This window comes from Chitinophaga vietnamensis (assembly GCF_902167635.1).
GTDB classification, from domain to species: Bacteria; Bacteroidota; Bacteroidia; order Chitinophagales; family Chitinophagaceae; genus Chitinophaga; species Chitinophaga vietnamensis.
On record NZ_CABHMS010000004.1, the window covers coordinates 190,583 to 204,690 of the forward strand.

Sequence of the window (14,108 nt, forward strand, 5' to 3'; positions counted from 1 at the left end):
ACCTATAACGCCGAAAAACCCTAACAGTATGAGCCGTGAGGAACAATTACAGGCGTGTCAGTTATGGATTTCCGGACTGGAATCCTTGCGGGAGGAGAACGCCCTGCTGATACACTTGCTGGCCGGGGCTTTGAGCGATGCTACCAATACGCAATTTATTGAGAGCGCCGAAAACTATCAGGGTAAGCTGTTGCTCAAAGAAGAGGCGCTGGTGCTGCTGCGCCACGAGGTGAGGGAACAACTGTTATGGCTAAACGCCGGACATGCCGGCCAGGCGCCGCATGTGCATGCATCGCTGGCCGGCGACATCCGCAGGATGGAAGAGGAGTTCATGCAGCTGCGCCAGCATTTTCTCATCTTCCTGGAAAATGAAAAAGAAATTAGTTGATCAGGCCGGCCAGCTTGTGCCGGTCGTTGAGCAGAATATTGCCTTCTCTTAAACGGATGAGCGCCTCATCCCGGAAATCGCTCAAAGTACGTATGAGCGACTCTTTCGCCACACCGGCCACCGCTGCGAGATTTTCGCGGCTAATATCTATCTCATAGGCGGTATCGCTGCCAGGATTGTATTTTTTGTCGAGCATCAGTAATGCTTCCGCTACTTTTTTCCGCAATGAATTATACGCGAGGCCGATCAGCTGCTGCTCTTTGTCGAGCATATTTTTAGTGAGCAATTGCACGAGCTGTTTGAGCACTTCGGGACTGTGCGTTGTCAGCTGCTCAAAGTCTTCCCGCGGGATCACGGCCAGGGACGCGTTTTCCAGGGCTTCGGCATATTCCTGGTAGCAGCCGTCTTCCAGCAAGGCATAATAGCCAAAGAAATCGCCTTCATTGTAAAGGCCGGTGATGAGCTCTTTACCTTCGTTGTTCCTGCGATAGGTTTTTACTTTACCATTCAGTACATAATACAGCGCAATAGGCCGTTGGCCTGCATTGTAGATGGTTTGTTTCTTTTTACAGTGATGGATGTTACGGTTATCTTTCAGTGATTCCAGCAGGTCTTTGCTGGAGATGTCCGGCCGTATATCGGTATGCCGTTTCAGGCGACTGTCGATAGCGCTGAGTAGTTCGGCGCCTTCAAAAGGTTTGGTGATGTAGTCGTCTGCGCCCATTTCCATGCCTTTTCGTATATCCGTTCTTTCGGACCGGGAGGTGAGGAAGATGAAGGGAATGTTTTGCAGCGTGGGTTGTTTTTGCAGGAGGTGCAGTACGCCGTAGCCGTCGAGCACGGGCATCATGATATCGCAAACAATGAGATCGGGCGTATGCTCCAGCGCCATTGCCACGCCCTCTTTGCCGTTGGTGGCGCGGATCACAGCGTAGTTGGCCATCTCCAGTATCTCCGATATATTATCCAGTATCTCTTCATTATCTTCTATGAGGAGTATTTTTTTCATGGTTAATTTTTGGGAAAGGGAAGGGAGACAATAAATTCTGTTCCGGCGCCAATACTGCTGTTGCACGTAACAGTGCCATTCATCAGCTCTGCATAGCGTGCCACGATGTGCAGCCCGAGGCCTGTGCCCTGGATATGCGTGGCGTTGGCGCCGCGGAAGAACCGCTCAAAAAGGTATGGGCGGTCTTCTTCGGAAATACCGATTCCTTTGTCTTTCACCGATAATACCAGTCCGTCGTTATTACATTGTGTACGTACAGAGATGACGGCGCCCTCGGGCGAAAATTTGATAGCGTTGGAAACCAGGTTCATCACGATATGTTTTAACAGTGTAGGATCCAGCCGTGCTGTGGGATTGCCGTGGTGGGCATAGTAGATGTTCTGTGATTTTTTCTGCAATCCCTGCATCTCGCTGATGATAGTGCCGATATGTTTACCAGTCTCGAAAGTAGCGGTGCGCACATGTATCTTGCCTTCTTCAATTTTACCGACAGAAAGAAAATCGTTGAGGATATCGGTTAGCATGTTTACGGAAGATATGATGCGCCGTATATGTTTAGCCCTCCTGGGCTGATCAGCGGTATGATCAAATTTAGAGATCAGATAGGTGGAAGACAGGATGGTGCTCAGCGGCGTACGGAATTCATGCGAAGCCAGTGATACGAAGCGCGACTTCAACTCATTGAGTTCCTTTTCTTTTTCCAGCGCGCTGCGTAACTCTGTTTCGGCGCTTTTCCTTTTTGATATATCGATGGCGATGCCTACATACCCGGTGATAGTAGTTGCATCGCGTATAGTCGATACCGTTAGTGACACCGGCAGCCGGGAGCCGTCTTTACGGATATACCACCATTCATATTCATTGGGGAGGTCGAGTTGCGCTTTGATGGTGAGTGTTTCGAGGCCCGCTTCTACAGGCTGTTGCAGCTGCCTGGAAAATTCTTCCGCTCTTTTTGCGATCTCTTCCGGATCATGGAAGATGAGGGCGGAGTAGATATCGATCACTTCAGTGGCTTTATAGCCCAGTGTTTTTTCGGCGGTGGGATTGAACCATTTGATATATCCTTCGGGGCTTACTACTATGATGATGGCGTCGGCATTGTTCCAGATGCTGTTGAGGAAGCTGTTCATGCGTTGCAGGGTGCTGTCTTTCACTTCTGCTTCGCGTACGCGTAGTTTGAGTTGTTCCAGTGCGTTTTCATTGGCTTTGCGGTCGGAGATATCGGTAACAAAGGCGATCACGAAATGCCCTTTGTTATTGGCGTGGGCGCTGAGGTTTACTTCCGCCGGAAACTCGCTGCCATTGCTGCGGATGGCTAACAGCTCCTGGCTTGTAGTGGCAGCACTGCAATATAATGGCAGCAGCTTTTTTACGGGTTCTCCAGTGATCTCTCCGGCCGTATAACCGAATTGCTGTAAGAGGAAAGGATTTGCCAGCAGGATGTTGCCCTGGTCGTCCGCCAGCAGGATACCCGTGGTGGCATGATCGAAGAGCACTTCAAATCCTATGTTGTGATCTTTGTTTCCGCTGGTCATTTACTTGAGGTTGGCTGCTATATAAATTTAGCCACTTTATTTGATTATTTGGTTATTTGGTTATTTGATTATTGACCAATAACCAAATAACCAAATAGCCAAATAATCAAATAACCAAATGACCAAATGGTCTTTTTAGGAATTAAAAAGATTATAGGTAGATACGAGGCTGTTCAGGTCACTATCCAGTGAGTGGATATCGCTTTCAGTGAGCGTGCCTTTTCCTTCGGCATCGCGTAATACCCTTTTGGCGGTGAGCAGGAAATTATGCAGTTGTTCGTAGAAACGTTTGAAGGAGCGTTCTTTGTCTGCTTTCTTTGCATCATCGGTATCGATGGCGGCGTGTTTGGCCTGCGCGGCTTCGAGCGCATTGTAGGCTGCCTGCGCCTGCGCGCTGATCTTGCTATAATCTGCGCTGTTATCATCGAGGAGGTCAATGAGCTGGCGCACACTTTTCAGATCGGCTTTCATGGCGAGCACGTAATCGCGGAGGGGACTGTCTTTCAGCACAACGGCCTCGCTGGCATCTGCCACCTCGCTGATCTTCTTCAGCAGGGCCGCCCTTTCGGTATAGATCAATTGCGCGGTGCTTCGGATAGAATCCACGAGAGCAAAGCCTTTCGCGCCTTTATCATCTTTATAGTCCTGCGCTTTTACGTAGTCGTCCAGCTGTTTGTATTGCGCCTGGAAACGGGCGAAATCACTTTTGTACTGCGCTACCGCTTTCCCGAAGAAGGCACGGTCCGCCGGGCTCATCTCTTCTGCGGGCTTGTCGATATTCGCTTTGGTCATCGGGTGCGGACGGAAAAACGGGGTGGTGGTCATCACACCGGCAAAGGCATAGGACTCATTCGGATGTTTCAGATCGCGCTCGATCACCTGAACGTTGTTCATCGCACTACGGAGATAGTTGTTCTGGTCATTAGACATATCCACAATGAGGTTGGTATATTCGATGACATGACTGGCAGCTTCCACAGCGCCATCTTTACCACCACCAAGATTGTTACAGGATACGGTTGTTGCCAGCAAAGCGGTGCTGCAAGCGGCAATCAGGATGTTTTTTTTCATATTATATAAAGATATTTTCCGGTTTATATATTTGCCAGGGACTGTAAACGGGTCAAACAATCACAGTACTGGGGGTTATACTGGCGCAAAGATATTTTAAAGCAATAAAGAAACAATACTTTCTTATCTTTCCGTTACAGACTTATGAAGATCAAGGCCATCATAACAGGCACTACCGGAATGGTCGGGGAAGGCGTTTTACATGAATGCCTGCAACACCCTGAGGTAGCATCCGTGCTGGCGATCAACCGCAAACCTTGCGGGGTACAGCATCCCAAGCTCACCGAGATCATTCACAATAACTTTTTCGACCTGAGCGCGATAGCCGATCGCCTGTCGGGCTACAATGCCTGCTACTTCTGTCTCGGCGTATCATCTGTGGGCATGAAAGAAGAGATCTACCGTCATCTCACCTATGATCTCACCATCTACATGGCGGGCATACTGGCAAGCCGTAACCCGGATATGACCTTCTGTTACGTATCTGGCGCGGGTACCGACAGCACAGAGCAAGGCCGCAGCATGTGGGCCCGCGTAAAAGGCAAAACCGAAAATGACCTGCGGAAGCTGGCATTCAAAGCCGTTTATCTTTTTCGTCCGGGCTATATCCAGCCTACCAAAGGTCTCCGCTATGCGCACCGGTTCTATTACGCTTTCTCCTGGCTTTATCCCGTATGGAAGCTGTTTTTCCGTAACTACGTATGTACCCTGGCCCAGATAGGGCTGGCCATGATAGCCGTTTCCCGCGATGGCTATGATAAACAGATCATTCATGTAAAAGATATGCTGATACTCTCGGCACGCGCACGCCACTAATGTGAACAATATGAAAAAAAAATTTCTTTTGCTCTGGGCCTGCGGACTGCTCTGTTCCGCTGCCATGGCTCAATCCAGGCCTAATATCATTGTTTTCCTTGTAGATGACATGGGTTGGCAGGATACCTCGGTCCCTTTCTGGGATCAGCTGACAGCCCTCAACAAACGTTACCGCACACCCAATATGGAAAGGCTGGCCCGCGAAGGGATGAAGTTCACCAACGCCTATGCCACGCCAGTTTGCACGCCTTCCCGCGTGAGCATGATCACCGGCATGAATGCCGCCCATCACGGCGTTACCAACTGGACTTCCCCGCAGAAAGACAAAAGCTCCGATGCGCCCGATAGCGCACTGCTGCCCGCCCCCTGGAAATACAATGGCTTCAGCCCTGTAAAAGATATTCCCAACACCGTATATGCGACACCGTTACCCGCCCTGCTGCATGCGGCTGGATACTATACCATCCATGCCGGAAAGGCGCACTGGGGCGCCATCGGCACGCCTGGCGCCAATCCGTACAACATGGGTTTCCAGGTGAATATCGCCGGTCATGCCGCCGGTCATCCGCAGAGCTACCTCTCTGAAGAGAACTACGGCAACCTCCCTGGTAAAAGCACGCCGCAAGCGGTGCCCGATATGGAAGAATATTATGGCTCCGGCACTTTCCTCACGGCAGCGCTCACCCGCGAAGCCCTGAAAGCGCTCAACGATCCTGTGAGCCGCCACCAGCCTTTTTACCTCTACCTGGCGCATTATGCGGTACACGTACCTTTGCAGGCCGACAAAGACTACGTTCACCACTATACGAATCTGGAAGAGCCCGAAGCCCGCTACGCCAGCATGATCGAAGGGATGGATAAAAGCCTCGGCGATGTGATGGACTACCTCCGGGAGAAAAAGATCGACAAAAATACCATCATCCTTTTCATGAGCGACAACGGAGGCCTCAGCCTGGCGCCCCCGCGCGGCGGACGGCCACACACGCAGAACCTGCCGCTGCGCGCGGGCAAAGGCTCGGTATATGAAGGCGGTATCCGCGAGCCGATGATGGTGAAATGGCCCGGCGTTGTACAAGCAGGTACCAGCACCAGCCAATACATTATCATCGAAGATTTTTTTCCTACCATCCTCGAGATGGCAGGTATCCGTCAATACCATACCTCCCAAACCATCGACGGGCGCAGCTTTGTAAAGGTATTACAACATCCCGCCACACAGGATACCACCCGCAGCCTGGTATGGCACTTTCCCAACAAGTGGATCGCAGAAGATGGTCCGGGCATCAATTACAAAAGCGCTATCCGCCAGGGCCGCTGGAAGCTCATCTACAACCAGCGCGATGGCAGCGCCGAACTCTACGACCTCCAATCCGATATCGGCGAAGAACATAATCTCGCTGCCACCTTCCCTGCCAAAACACATGCACTGCTCCAACAGCTGTCCTCCCAACTGCAACGCTGGCAAGCGCCGATGCCGGTACCCCGCGCGAAGGGCTTTACTCAGGATTTTTGAATTTATGGATTTTCGGATTTATGGATTTAATTGAAGCGAAGATGACAACATCTCCGCTTCAATTAAATCCATAAATCCGAAAATCCATAAATTCAAAAATCCCGAGCTAAATTCCTTACTATTATGCACAAATTTAAACGTGCCGCAAGATGAATATAAGAACAGCTACCTGGGTGATCGGCGATATCCACGGCGGCCTCAAGGCTTTACAGCAAGTAATAGAACGTATCGGTCCGGAAAGCATGGACCGCCTCATTTTCCTCGGCGATTTCGTAGATGGATGGTCTGAATCGGCGGCGGTGATCCGCTACCTGATGGAGCTGGATCAGCAATATGCATGCATCTTCATCAAAGGTAATCACGATGCCTGGTGCGAATCCTGGCTGGATGGTACAATGCCGGGAGATGTAGAAGCGCACTGGCTTTTACAGGGTGGCCTTGCCACCGTACAAAGTTATCTGCAGCTGTCTCCCGAAGAAAAGTTGCTGCATCTGTCCTTCTTTCAACGCATGAAAGATTATTATGAAGAGGAGGAACGTTTGTTCATACATGCGGGCTTCACTTCGCTGCATGGCCCGGCGCATGACCGTTTCGTAGGTACGCACCGCTGGGACAGGACCCTCTGGGAAATGGCGCTCGCCATGGACCCGCGCATCCAAAAGGATTCCAGGCTATACCCGCGGAGATTGCTGCTGTATAAGGAAATATTCATCGGTCATACTATCACGCTCAAATTCGGGTCAACGCTGCCTATGCAGGCCTGTAATGTATTCAATGTAGATACCGGCGCTGCCTATGACGGAAAATTATCCGCGATGAATATCGATACCAAAGCCGTGGTGCAGAGCGATCCGCTGCCGTTACTGTATCCAAATGAAAAAGGCCGGAATGCTTAGGGGCCCGTCCCTTCGCATTCCGGCGCTTTTACTATTGCTGTGTATTGCCGTGTACTGACTATTGCACTACTTCAGACATGCCCTGCATACCTGCGCCCATGTTCTTGCGCTTGAAGAGGGTGGCATCCATCTTACCGAAGCGGTAAGCGAAGTTCAGTCGGATCATCTGCGGATCTTTCAACCTGCTGTAATCCTGTGTGAAGAAGCTGCTTTCAGAGTACTGATCTGTAATACGGCTTCTGAAGATATCGCTGAAGGCCAGCGTTACAGAAGCGGCATTGTTTTTCAGGAAGCTCTTCTTGATAGCGATATCCACGCCATAGAAAGATTTGATATAACCCTGTGAAGCGCTCAGTGCAGATTGCATCGGCGGTCCGAACTGGCCCTGGTTGTTATTGATCGGCAGGTTGGTTTTCGACTGGTAAGTACCGGTGAGCTGCACTTCAAAGTTCTTCGGCAGCTTGAAAGTACTATTCAGTTTTCCAAACCAGCTCCACATCGCATCCTGCTGCTGTTTCACGCTATCGGTATTGATCTTCGAATTGTAAAAATTCACGTTGGTAGTAAGGTTCCACCATTTGGTGATATTGTTCATCGCAGTGATCTCAACACCGGTAGAGTAGCTGGAATTAGCATTGATGTAAGAGTTGATCAGCAGTTCTGTGCCACTAACCGGATCTTTTTCCTTGTCGAGGTAACGGGTGATCAGGTTGTTGGTATGCTTGTAGTAAGCAGACACCAACAGGGTATTGTTACCTTTAAAGGTTTTCAGGTAAGATGCTTCCAGTGATTGCGTGAACTCTGGTACGAGGTCAGGATTACCTTTGGTGATATTCAGTTTATCGGTAGAATCCACGTAAGGTATCAGCTGGAAGAAGTTAGGCCTGTTGATACGGCGGGTATAGCTCAGTTGCAGTTCCTGTTGATTCTTCAGTTTCTGGCTGAGGAAGACAGACGGGAACAGGCTGATCGGATAGCTGTTTTTGAACTCCTGGTTGGTGGTAAGCAGCGTACCGGTGTAGTTGGAACTTTCACCGCGCAGGCCCACTTTATAACTGAAGTTTTTGATCGTATGTGAGATGCTCACATAGGCAGCATATACGTTATCGTTGTTCTTGAACTTGCTGCCGGCGCCAGTGATCAGCACATATTTGCCGGTAGCAGGGTCGAGGATAAAATTGTCGAAATCTGTTTTTGTTGTTCTGGCAGATACGCGGAGACCAGTTTCCAGTTTCAGGGTTTTGGTGAGCGGATTCACATAGTCTGTTTGCGCAGTGAAGAAGCCGATGTTGCCACTACCGCTGATCTTCTGGATCATCTGGTTATCTACCGCGCCGCCTTTGTAGTAGCTGGTAGTGTACAGTGAATTGTTATCACTGTTGGCGCCGAAATAGTTCGCATCTACGGTCAGCTCTTCTCCTTCTTTCGGGAAGAGGTGTTTCATGCCAAGCACAAGACCGTTGGCGGTGAACTGATGTTTGGCATCGGTATGGCGCTGGCTGAAGCTGCGTACGCGGTCTGTTTTGTAGATACTGTCGGTGTTGATATCGATATCTTCATTAGGTTTGAAGGTACCGTGCACCTTGATACCGGAGATAGAGAACGTAGTACGTGCGGTAGCGAAATAGTCTACACCTACTTTACCGAACAGGAAGCCGCCATTTGTTTTGTTGTAGTTCGACTGATCGATGTACGTCGGGATGTTATCACCGAAGTTGCTGCGTGTAGTCGTTCCCGTAGTAACGCTCTTCATCTGGTTACCCATGCCGCTGGCGGAGATATTGAATTTGCCCTGGCGCAGGTTGAGGTCGATGCCGCCATTAAGGGCGCCGCGTTTATCAACACCGGCGCGGATGTTACCGTTATAGCCGGTTTTGCGGTTTTTCTTCAATACGATATTGAGCACGCCGGCATTACCACCGGAGGCATCGTATTTAGCGGATGGGTTGGTGATCACTTCCACGCTTTCGATCGCATCGGCGGGGATCTGGTCCAGTGTGAGGGTGGTAGGGCGACCATCGATGTACAGTTGCGGCGGGCTGTTGCGCACCGTTACATTACCGTCGATGTCTACGTTCACGGAAGGAACGTTCTTCATCACGTCCACGGCGGTACCGCCGGTGCTGGTGAGGCTTTTTTCTACGTTGAACACTTTTTTATCGCCATCGAGTTGTATCAGCGGTTTGGTGCCGGCAACGGTTACACCTTGCAGCTGGCTTACGCTGGTAGCCAGTTTAACATTACCCAGGTCTTTATCAAAAGGAGGGAAGGTGAGCGGGATATCAAGATTTTTATAGCCGGTGGCGGTTACGCGCACTTTCATATGGCCTTTTGCGGGAACATCTTCCAGTACGAAATCGCCATTACCTTTGGTGAGGGCGCCCTTTACGAGCACTTCTTTCATTTTTTTGGTGGCGGTATCCATACGGTTTTGCAGGATGATCACGGAGGCATAAGGGATGGCTTTTCCGTCGGCGTCGGTAATTTTACCGTAGATGTGGGCATTCATGGACATTCCCATACCCCGGCCGCCCATACCGGCGGGCGCCTGGGCCTGTGCCTGGAGGGTCAACAGGAAAAGGGCAATGAACAGGTAAATTTTTTGCATAAGAAAACCAAATTAAACGATACAAAATTATTAGCCGCCGACGTATTATAATAATAAATGCGACGAGCGTGAGAAATCATGCGACGAGCGGCAAAAAATAATCATGACAGGAGATATTCAGAAGCCGGATTTACCTGTGATCTGTTGTAGCGACTCGCGGAAAGTATCGCCCACAGGGAGTTCCAGCTCGTCAAGAAATATGCTGTTTTTACGTATGGCAGTGATAGAAGATATAGCAACAATATATGATTTATGAATCCTGATAAAGCGGCCGGACGGCAATTGTTCTTCCAACCCTTTAATGCTGACACGCGTTACAACAGGCTTATGGTTACTTTTCAGGTAAATACGCACATAGTCTTTCAGTCCCTCTATCCAGATGATATCTGAAAATACTACTTTCAAAAGGCTGTAGTCTACATTTACAAAGAAGAAATCGGTCTGGTCGCGCTGCCCTTTGCTGGCGGATTTCAGCTGCCACAACTCCCAGGCTTTATTGCAGGCCTTGATGAAACGCTCCAAAGATACGGGCTTTACGAGGTAGTCTGTTACGTCCAGGTTGAAGCCTTGCAAAGCATATTTTTCGTAGGCCGTAATGAGGATTACCATGGGCTTGTGCGCCATGGATTGCAAAAATTGCAGGCCGGTGAGACCAGGCATCTGTATATCGAGGAAGATAAGGTCTACTGCCTGTTGTTGCAACACCTGGATGGCTTCGAAGGCATTATTGCATCTGGCCACCAATTGCAGGTAAGGCACCATACTGATATTATCTTCCAGCAGGTCCAGCGCCAGTGGTTCATCATCTATGGCTATACATCTGAGCATTAATGCAGGTTTAGTTCCAACGAAACACAAAACCAGCCGTCTTCTTTTTTGATATCCAGCCGGTGTTGTTGTCCGTACAACAGGTTCAGCCTCCGTTTCACATTCGGCAGGCCGATACCGCTTGTCTTGTCTTTGATTTCTTCGGAAAGATAACTGTATTTATTTCTTACTGAAAAAAATAATTTATCATCTTTTGTATGCAGGTTGATCGCGATCATCGCCTGTGGAATCATACCGGTACCGTGTTTGAAAGCATTCTCCACAAAAGGTATCAGCAACATCGGTTCTATTTCGGAGCCGTTGTCCGGCACATCCAGCAGCACGTTGATAGATACATTGTTGCCGAAGCGCTGTTGCTGTAAATCAATATAACTTTGCAGGTACTCGGTTTCCTGCTGCAAAGGTACTTTTTCTTCGTCTGTTTCATACAGCATGTAACGCATCAGCGACGACAGCTTGATCAGCGAAGGTTCCAGCGCATCCGACTTTTTTCTCGCCAGCGATACCATGTTGTTCAGCACATTGAACATGAAATGCGGACTTACCTGCGAACGCAGCAGGGATAATTCCGTTTTCAGGTTCTCGTTCACCTTCTGCGTAGCGATCCTCTCCATCTTCAGCCGGTCGCGGACCATCCGGTAAGCCGTACTGGTAGAGAGTATGAAGAAATAAGTGAAAAAAGTGAACAGCACGGCAGGCCTTACATCCACTTCATGTGCGGGTAAAAATACCACCTCAAAAACATACCGGACGCTGTACATCACCAGGAATACCGTAATGATAGATGCCGTATATTCCAGGTATCTCTTTTTATAAACCATCCGGGGAATGTACAACAGCGCATTGAGATAGAAGAAGGCCACCAGCATAGCATAGTGCGCCATAATAAAACCAAACCAGGCGCGGGAATTCGGCTCCTTATGCTGTTCGTGGTAGCTGGGTTTCAACAGGAATGGCAAGGAAAAAAGCAGCACCCACGCAAAAGTATGTATGGCCACAATGGCCCATTTCTTATTATACCATTCCTGTTTCATGGGGGAAAATTAAGGATATTTCCGCCGCTGCAGCCGCCTTTGCGACTAACCGCCGAAAAGTTACGACGAATGGGTGGGGAGATGAAGAGGGGAATCTTTAAATTTGGAGATTGAAATGGATGTTATGGCTACCGGGCTTTCGCCCCTACGGGGCGGAATATGGGTAGATGAAACGCGGGCTACCAATATTCCGCCCCGTAGGGGCGAAAGCCCGGTAGCTGTTACAAGGCACACGCCAGGCTGTCAGGAAACTGATAGAGAAAAGGGCAGCCAGTAATGACGAGCTGATAGTGGCTGATAAAAATGGCAATCCTGTCAGCGTTCCCGCGAAAGAATTACTCAAGACACTGAAATAAGCGCTCCGTTACTCGCCACCCTTTCTCTTTAATCAAACTTTCTTCCCCTCCACCAGCGCCTGAATACGCCCGCGGCCAGTGACCACATTGGCTTTCAGGTCACTCAAAATAGAATAGAGGCCGAAATAAGTCCTGTTTACGTATAGGCTATGACGTGAGCCTCTCGCCACTTTGGATTCACGTATCTCCTTCATATTGTACAACTCATCCATGTAAGCATAGATCTCATTGAAATAGGCCTCGTCGCCGAAATCGAACTGCTCCACCGTAAAGGGCAGCGTAAGCAGATCGATCATATGCTGGAAGAGGCCGGAGAAGAAAGCTACCTCTTTAGGGGTATCAGTAGGGTGGATCATTTCCAGGTTGGTATAGATCTCATGGCGCCGCTGTTCATCTTTCAGCACCTCTTTATCTACCAGCAGAAAATAGTTTACATAGAAATCTTCCGGTATCTCTTTCACACAGCCAAAGTCGAAGATGCCGACCGTACCATCCGGCCGCATGAGGAAGTTGCCGGGATGCGGGTCTGCATGCACCTGGCGCAGCTTGTGCACCTGGAACTGGTAAAAGTCCCACAGCGCCTGGCCTATCTTGTTGCGCACCTCCTGCGAAGGATTGGTTTGCAGGAACTCCTTGAGATGCTGGCCATCGAGCCAGTCCATGGTGATGATCCTTTCGGACGACAGCTCCGGGTAATACAGCGGGAACAGCAGGTTGGGGATGTGGGCGCATTCATGGGAGAGGGCCATGGAGCGCGCCAGTTCCAGCTGGTAGTCGGTTTCTTCGAGTAGTTTGGATGCGATCTCGTCGAAATATTTGTCCATATCCACTTCATTCATGCCTACGATGCGGATGGCAAAAGGTTTTACGATGCGGAGGTCCGACTGTACGCTGTTGGCTACGCCGGGATATTGGATTTTTACGGCCAGCGGCTGCCCGTTTTTCCAGGCGCGGTGTACCTGCCCTATGGATGCGGCATTGGAGGCGTGCATCTCAAATTTATCGTAGAGCTGCGCAGGCGTTTTGCCGAGCGTTTTTACGAAAGTATTCACTACCAGCGGGCCGGAGAGCGGTGGTGCACTGTATTGCGACATCGCAAACTTTTCCGTATAGGCCTTGGGCAGCATGCCCTTGTCCATGCTGAGCATCTGCGCCACTTTCAGGGCGCTGCCTTTCAGGTTGCTGAGCGTATCGTAGATATCGGCGGCATTATCCTGATGCAGCGCTTCCTTGCTAACAGAAGGGTCCAGCAGTTTGCGCGTATAGTGTTTGATATAATTGCTGCCTACTTTGAGGCCGGTCGCGACGAACCGCCCGGCACGTTCTACTTTGCCGGTGGGTATGTTGGATTGTTCTTTCATGGCTATTTCCGTGTAAAGATGAATTTACCGAAGTCGAAAAGGCTGTCCAGTGTGTTGGAGCCTATAAGCTGGAAACTCAGGTTCACGGCTTTTTCAATGGCGGCATCGGTCATTTCGAAATTGTGGCTGCTATCATCGAGCCAGTATTTGAGCACAAAAAGGGCTTGCACCCAGAACCCGTGCACGTACTGATCGGAGATGAATTTCCGCTCTTTGATCTCGTTGGACTGGTAGCCTTCTTTCACCAGCTCGGCGGTATATTCATAGAAGGCGCGTTTGAATGTTTCCAGCTTGCTCCGGTAGATGACCGGGATGTGGAAAATATCTTTCTGAAGCAGGAAATAACTGCGGTCTTCTCTCAGTTTGGATACCCAGAGGAAATAAAATGCGAGCAACTTTTCCTGTGCGGCATACTGGTGGTAGGTTTCATCGCTTTTCAGCTGTTCCAGTGTTTCCTGGAAAACAGAAAGCCAGATATCTTTTTCGATGGCTTCCAGTGAGCTGTAATGTTCATAAAATGCAGTTTCCGGCATATCAAGCGTTTTGCAGAGTGCATACACAGACACCGGGGCCTTGCCGTTTTCCAGCCAATACAATTTGTACGCGTTACGGATCTTTTGTTTGTCCATAAAAATGAGGTTTTACAGTGTTGGAATAACCCCGTTGCAGCTGGCCGCCGGAATTGCCGCAGCG

General features: G+C 49.7%; 12 protein-coding genes. 4 read left to right on the top strand and 8 right to left on the bottom strand.

What is annotated here, in order from left to right:
• Nucleotides 1-28: 28 nt before the first annotated feature.
• Entirely contained in the window at nucleotides 29-388 is a 360-nt protein-coding gene (locus tag FPG75_RS11955; RefSeq protein ID WP_143307088.1) for a hypothetical protein, read from the top strand.
• On the opposite strand, the gene FPG75_RS11960 is transcribed toward FPG75_RS11955, so the two are convergent.
• The 3 genes from FPG75_RS11960 to FPG75_RS11970 all read right to left on the bottom strand — a co-directional run bounded on the left by FPG75_RS11960 (nucleotide 381) and on the right by FPG75_RS11970 (nucleotide 4,003).
• A complete protein-coding gene (locus FPG75_RS11960) occupies nucleotides 381-1,397 on the bottom strand; it encodes a response regulator (RefSeq protein WP_143307089.1) in 1,017 nt (338 codons plus the stop codon). The genes FPG75_RS11955 and FPG75_RS11960 overlap by 8 nt on opposite strands.
• Before the next feature lie 2 nt (nucleotides 1,398-1,399).
• Nucleotides 1,400-2,932: a sensor histidine kinase gene (locus FPG75_RS11965; RefSeq protein ID WP_143307090.1), complete on the bottom strand. Its 1,533-nt coding sequence runs from the start codon at nucleotides 2,930-2,932 to the stop codon at nucleotides 1,400-1,402.
• Nucleotides 2,933-3,067: 135 nt separating this feature from the next.
• Entirely contained in the window at nucleotides 3,068-4,003 is a 936-nt protein-coding gene (locus tag FPG75_RS11970; RefSeq protein WP_143307091.1) for a DUF3829 domain-containing protein, read from the bottom strand.
• Between the two features lie 144 nt (nucleotides 4,004-4,147).
• Between FPG75_RS11970 and FPG75_RS11975 the strand changes: the two genes are divergently transcribed.
• From FPG75_RS11975 to FPG75_RS11985, 3 genes are all read left to right on the top strand, one after another.
• On the top strand, nucleotides 4,148-4,819 hold the full coding sequence (locus tag FPG75_RS11975; RefSeq protein WP_143307092.1) for a Rossmann-fold NAD(P)-binding domain-containing protein: 672 nt from the start codon (nucleotides 4,148-4,150) through the stop codon (nucleotides 4,817-4,819).
• Between the two features lie 10 nt (nucleotides 4,820-4,829).
• Entirely contained in the window at nucleotides 4,830-6,332 is a 1,503-nt protein-coding gene (locus FPG75_RS11980; RefSeq protein ID WP_143307093.1) for a sulfatase, read from the top strand.
• A 149-nt stretch (nucleotides 6,333-6,481) separates the two neighbouring features.
• Entirely contained in the window at nucleotides 6,482-7,228 is a 747-nt protein-coding gene (locus tag FPG75_RS11985; protein ID WP_143307094.1) for a metallophosphoesterase, read from the top strand.
• Nucleotides 7,229-7,286: 58 nt separating this feature from the next.
• On the opposite strand, the gene FPG75_RS11990 is transcribed toward FPG75_RS11985, so the two are convergent.
• The 5 genes from FPG75_RS11990 to FPG75_RS12010 all read right to left on the bottom strand — a co-directional run bounded on the left by FPG75_RS11990 (nucleotide 7,287) and on the right by FPG75_RS12010 (nucleotide 14,044).
• Nucleotides 7,287-9,836: a TonB-dependent receptor gene (locus tag FPG75_RS11990; RefSeq protein WP_143307095.1), complete on the bottom strand. Its 2,550-nt coding sequence runs from the start codon at nucleotides 9,834-9,836 to the stop codon at nucleotides 7,287-7,289.
• A 117-nt stretch (nucleotides 9,837-9,953) separates the two neighbouring features.
• A complete protein-coding gene (locus FPG75_RS11995) occupies nucleotides 9,954-10,664 on the bottom strand; it encodes a LytR/AlgR family response regulator transcription factor (RefSeq protein ID WP_143307096.1) in 711 nt (236 codons plus the stop codon).
• A complete protein-coding gene (locus tag FPG75_RS12000; RefSeq protein WP_143307097.1) occupies nucleotides 10,664-11,698 on the bottom strand; it encodes a sensor histidine kinase in 1,035 nt (344 codons plus the stop codon). Before FPG75_RS12000 ends, FPG75_RS11995 begins: the two co-directional genes overlap by 1 nt.
• 388 nt (nucleotides 11,699-12,086) lie before the next feature.
• Nucleotides 12,087-13,415 (bottom strand): ABC1 kinase family protein, encoded by a 1,329-nt coding sequence (locus FPG75_RS12005; RefSeq protein WP_143307098.1) that lies wholly within the window; start codon nucleotides 13,413-13,415, stop codon nucleotides 12,087-12,089.
• Between the two features lie 2 nt (nucleotides 13,416-13,417).
• A complete protein-coding gene (locus FPG75_RS12010; protein WP_143307099.1) occupies nucleotides 13,418-14,044 on the bottom strand; it encodes a TetR/AcrR family transcriptional regulator in 627 nt (208 codons plus the stop codon).
• Nucleotides 14,045-14,108 lie beyond the last annotated feature (64 nt).

What these genes read in the sequence shown, in the direction of transcription:
- FPG75_RS11960 (WP_143307089.1), bottom strand. Translation starts at nt 1,397, where the DNA reads ATGAAAAAAATACTCCTCATAGAAGATAATGAAGAGATACTGGATAAT.
- FPG75_RS11965 (WP_143307090.1), bottom strand. Translation starts at nt 2,932, where the DNA reads ATGACCAGCGGAAACAAAGATCACAACATAGGATTTGAAGTGCTCTTC.
- FPG75_RS11985 (WP_143307094.1), top strand. Translation starts at nt 6,482, where the DNA reads ATGAATATAAGAACAGCTACCTGGGTGATCGGCGATATCCACGGCGGC.
- FPG75_RS11970 (WP_143307091.1), bottom strand. Translation starts at nt 4,003, where the DNA reads ATGAAAAAAAACATCCTGATTGCCGCTTGCAGCACCGCTTTGCTGGCA.
- FPG75_RS11995 (WP_143307096.1), bottom strand. Translation starts at nt 10,664, where the DNA reads ATGCTCAGATGTATAGCCATAGATGATGAACCACTGGCGCTGGACCTG.
- FPG75_RS11990 (WP_143307095.1), bottom strand. Translation starts at nt 9,836, where the DNA reads ATGCAAAAAATTTACCTGTTCATTGCCCTTTTCCTGTTGACCCTCCAG.
- FPG75_RS12010 (WP_143307099.1), bottom strand. Translation starts at nt 14,044, where the DNA reads ATGGACAAACAAAAGATCCGTAACGCGTACAAATTGTATTGGCTGGAA.
- FPG75_RS12000 (WP_143307097.1), bottom strand. Translation starts at nt 11,698, where the DNA reads ATGAAACAGGAATGGTATAATAAGAAATGGGCCATTGTGGCCATACAT.
- FPG75_RS11955 (WP_143307088.1), top strand. Translation starts at nt 29, where the DNA reads ATGAGCCGTGAGGAACAATTACAGGCGTGTCAGTTATGGATTTCCGGA.
- FPG75_RS11980 (WP_143307093.1), top strand. Translation starts at nt 4,830, where the DNA reads ATGAAAAAAAAATTTCTTTTGCTCTGGGCCTGCGGACTGCTCTGTTCC.
- FPG75_RS11975 (WP_143307092.1), top strand. Translation starts at nt 4,148, where the DNA reads ATGAAGATCAAGGCCATCATAACAGGCACTACCGGAATGGTCGGGGAA.
- FPG75_RS12005 (WP_143307098.1), bottom strand. Translation starts at nt 13,415, where the DNA reads ATGAAAGAACAATCCAACATACCCACCGGCAAAGTAGAACGTGCCGGG.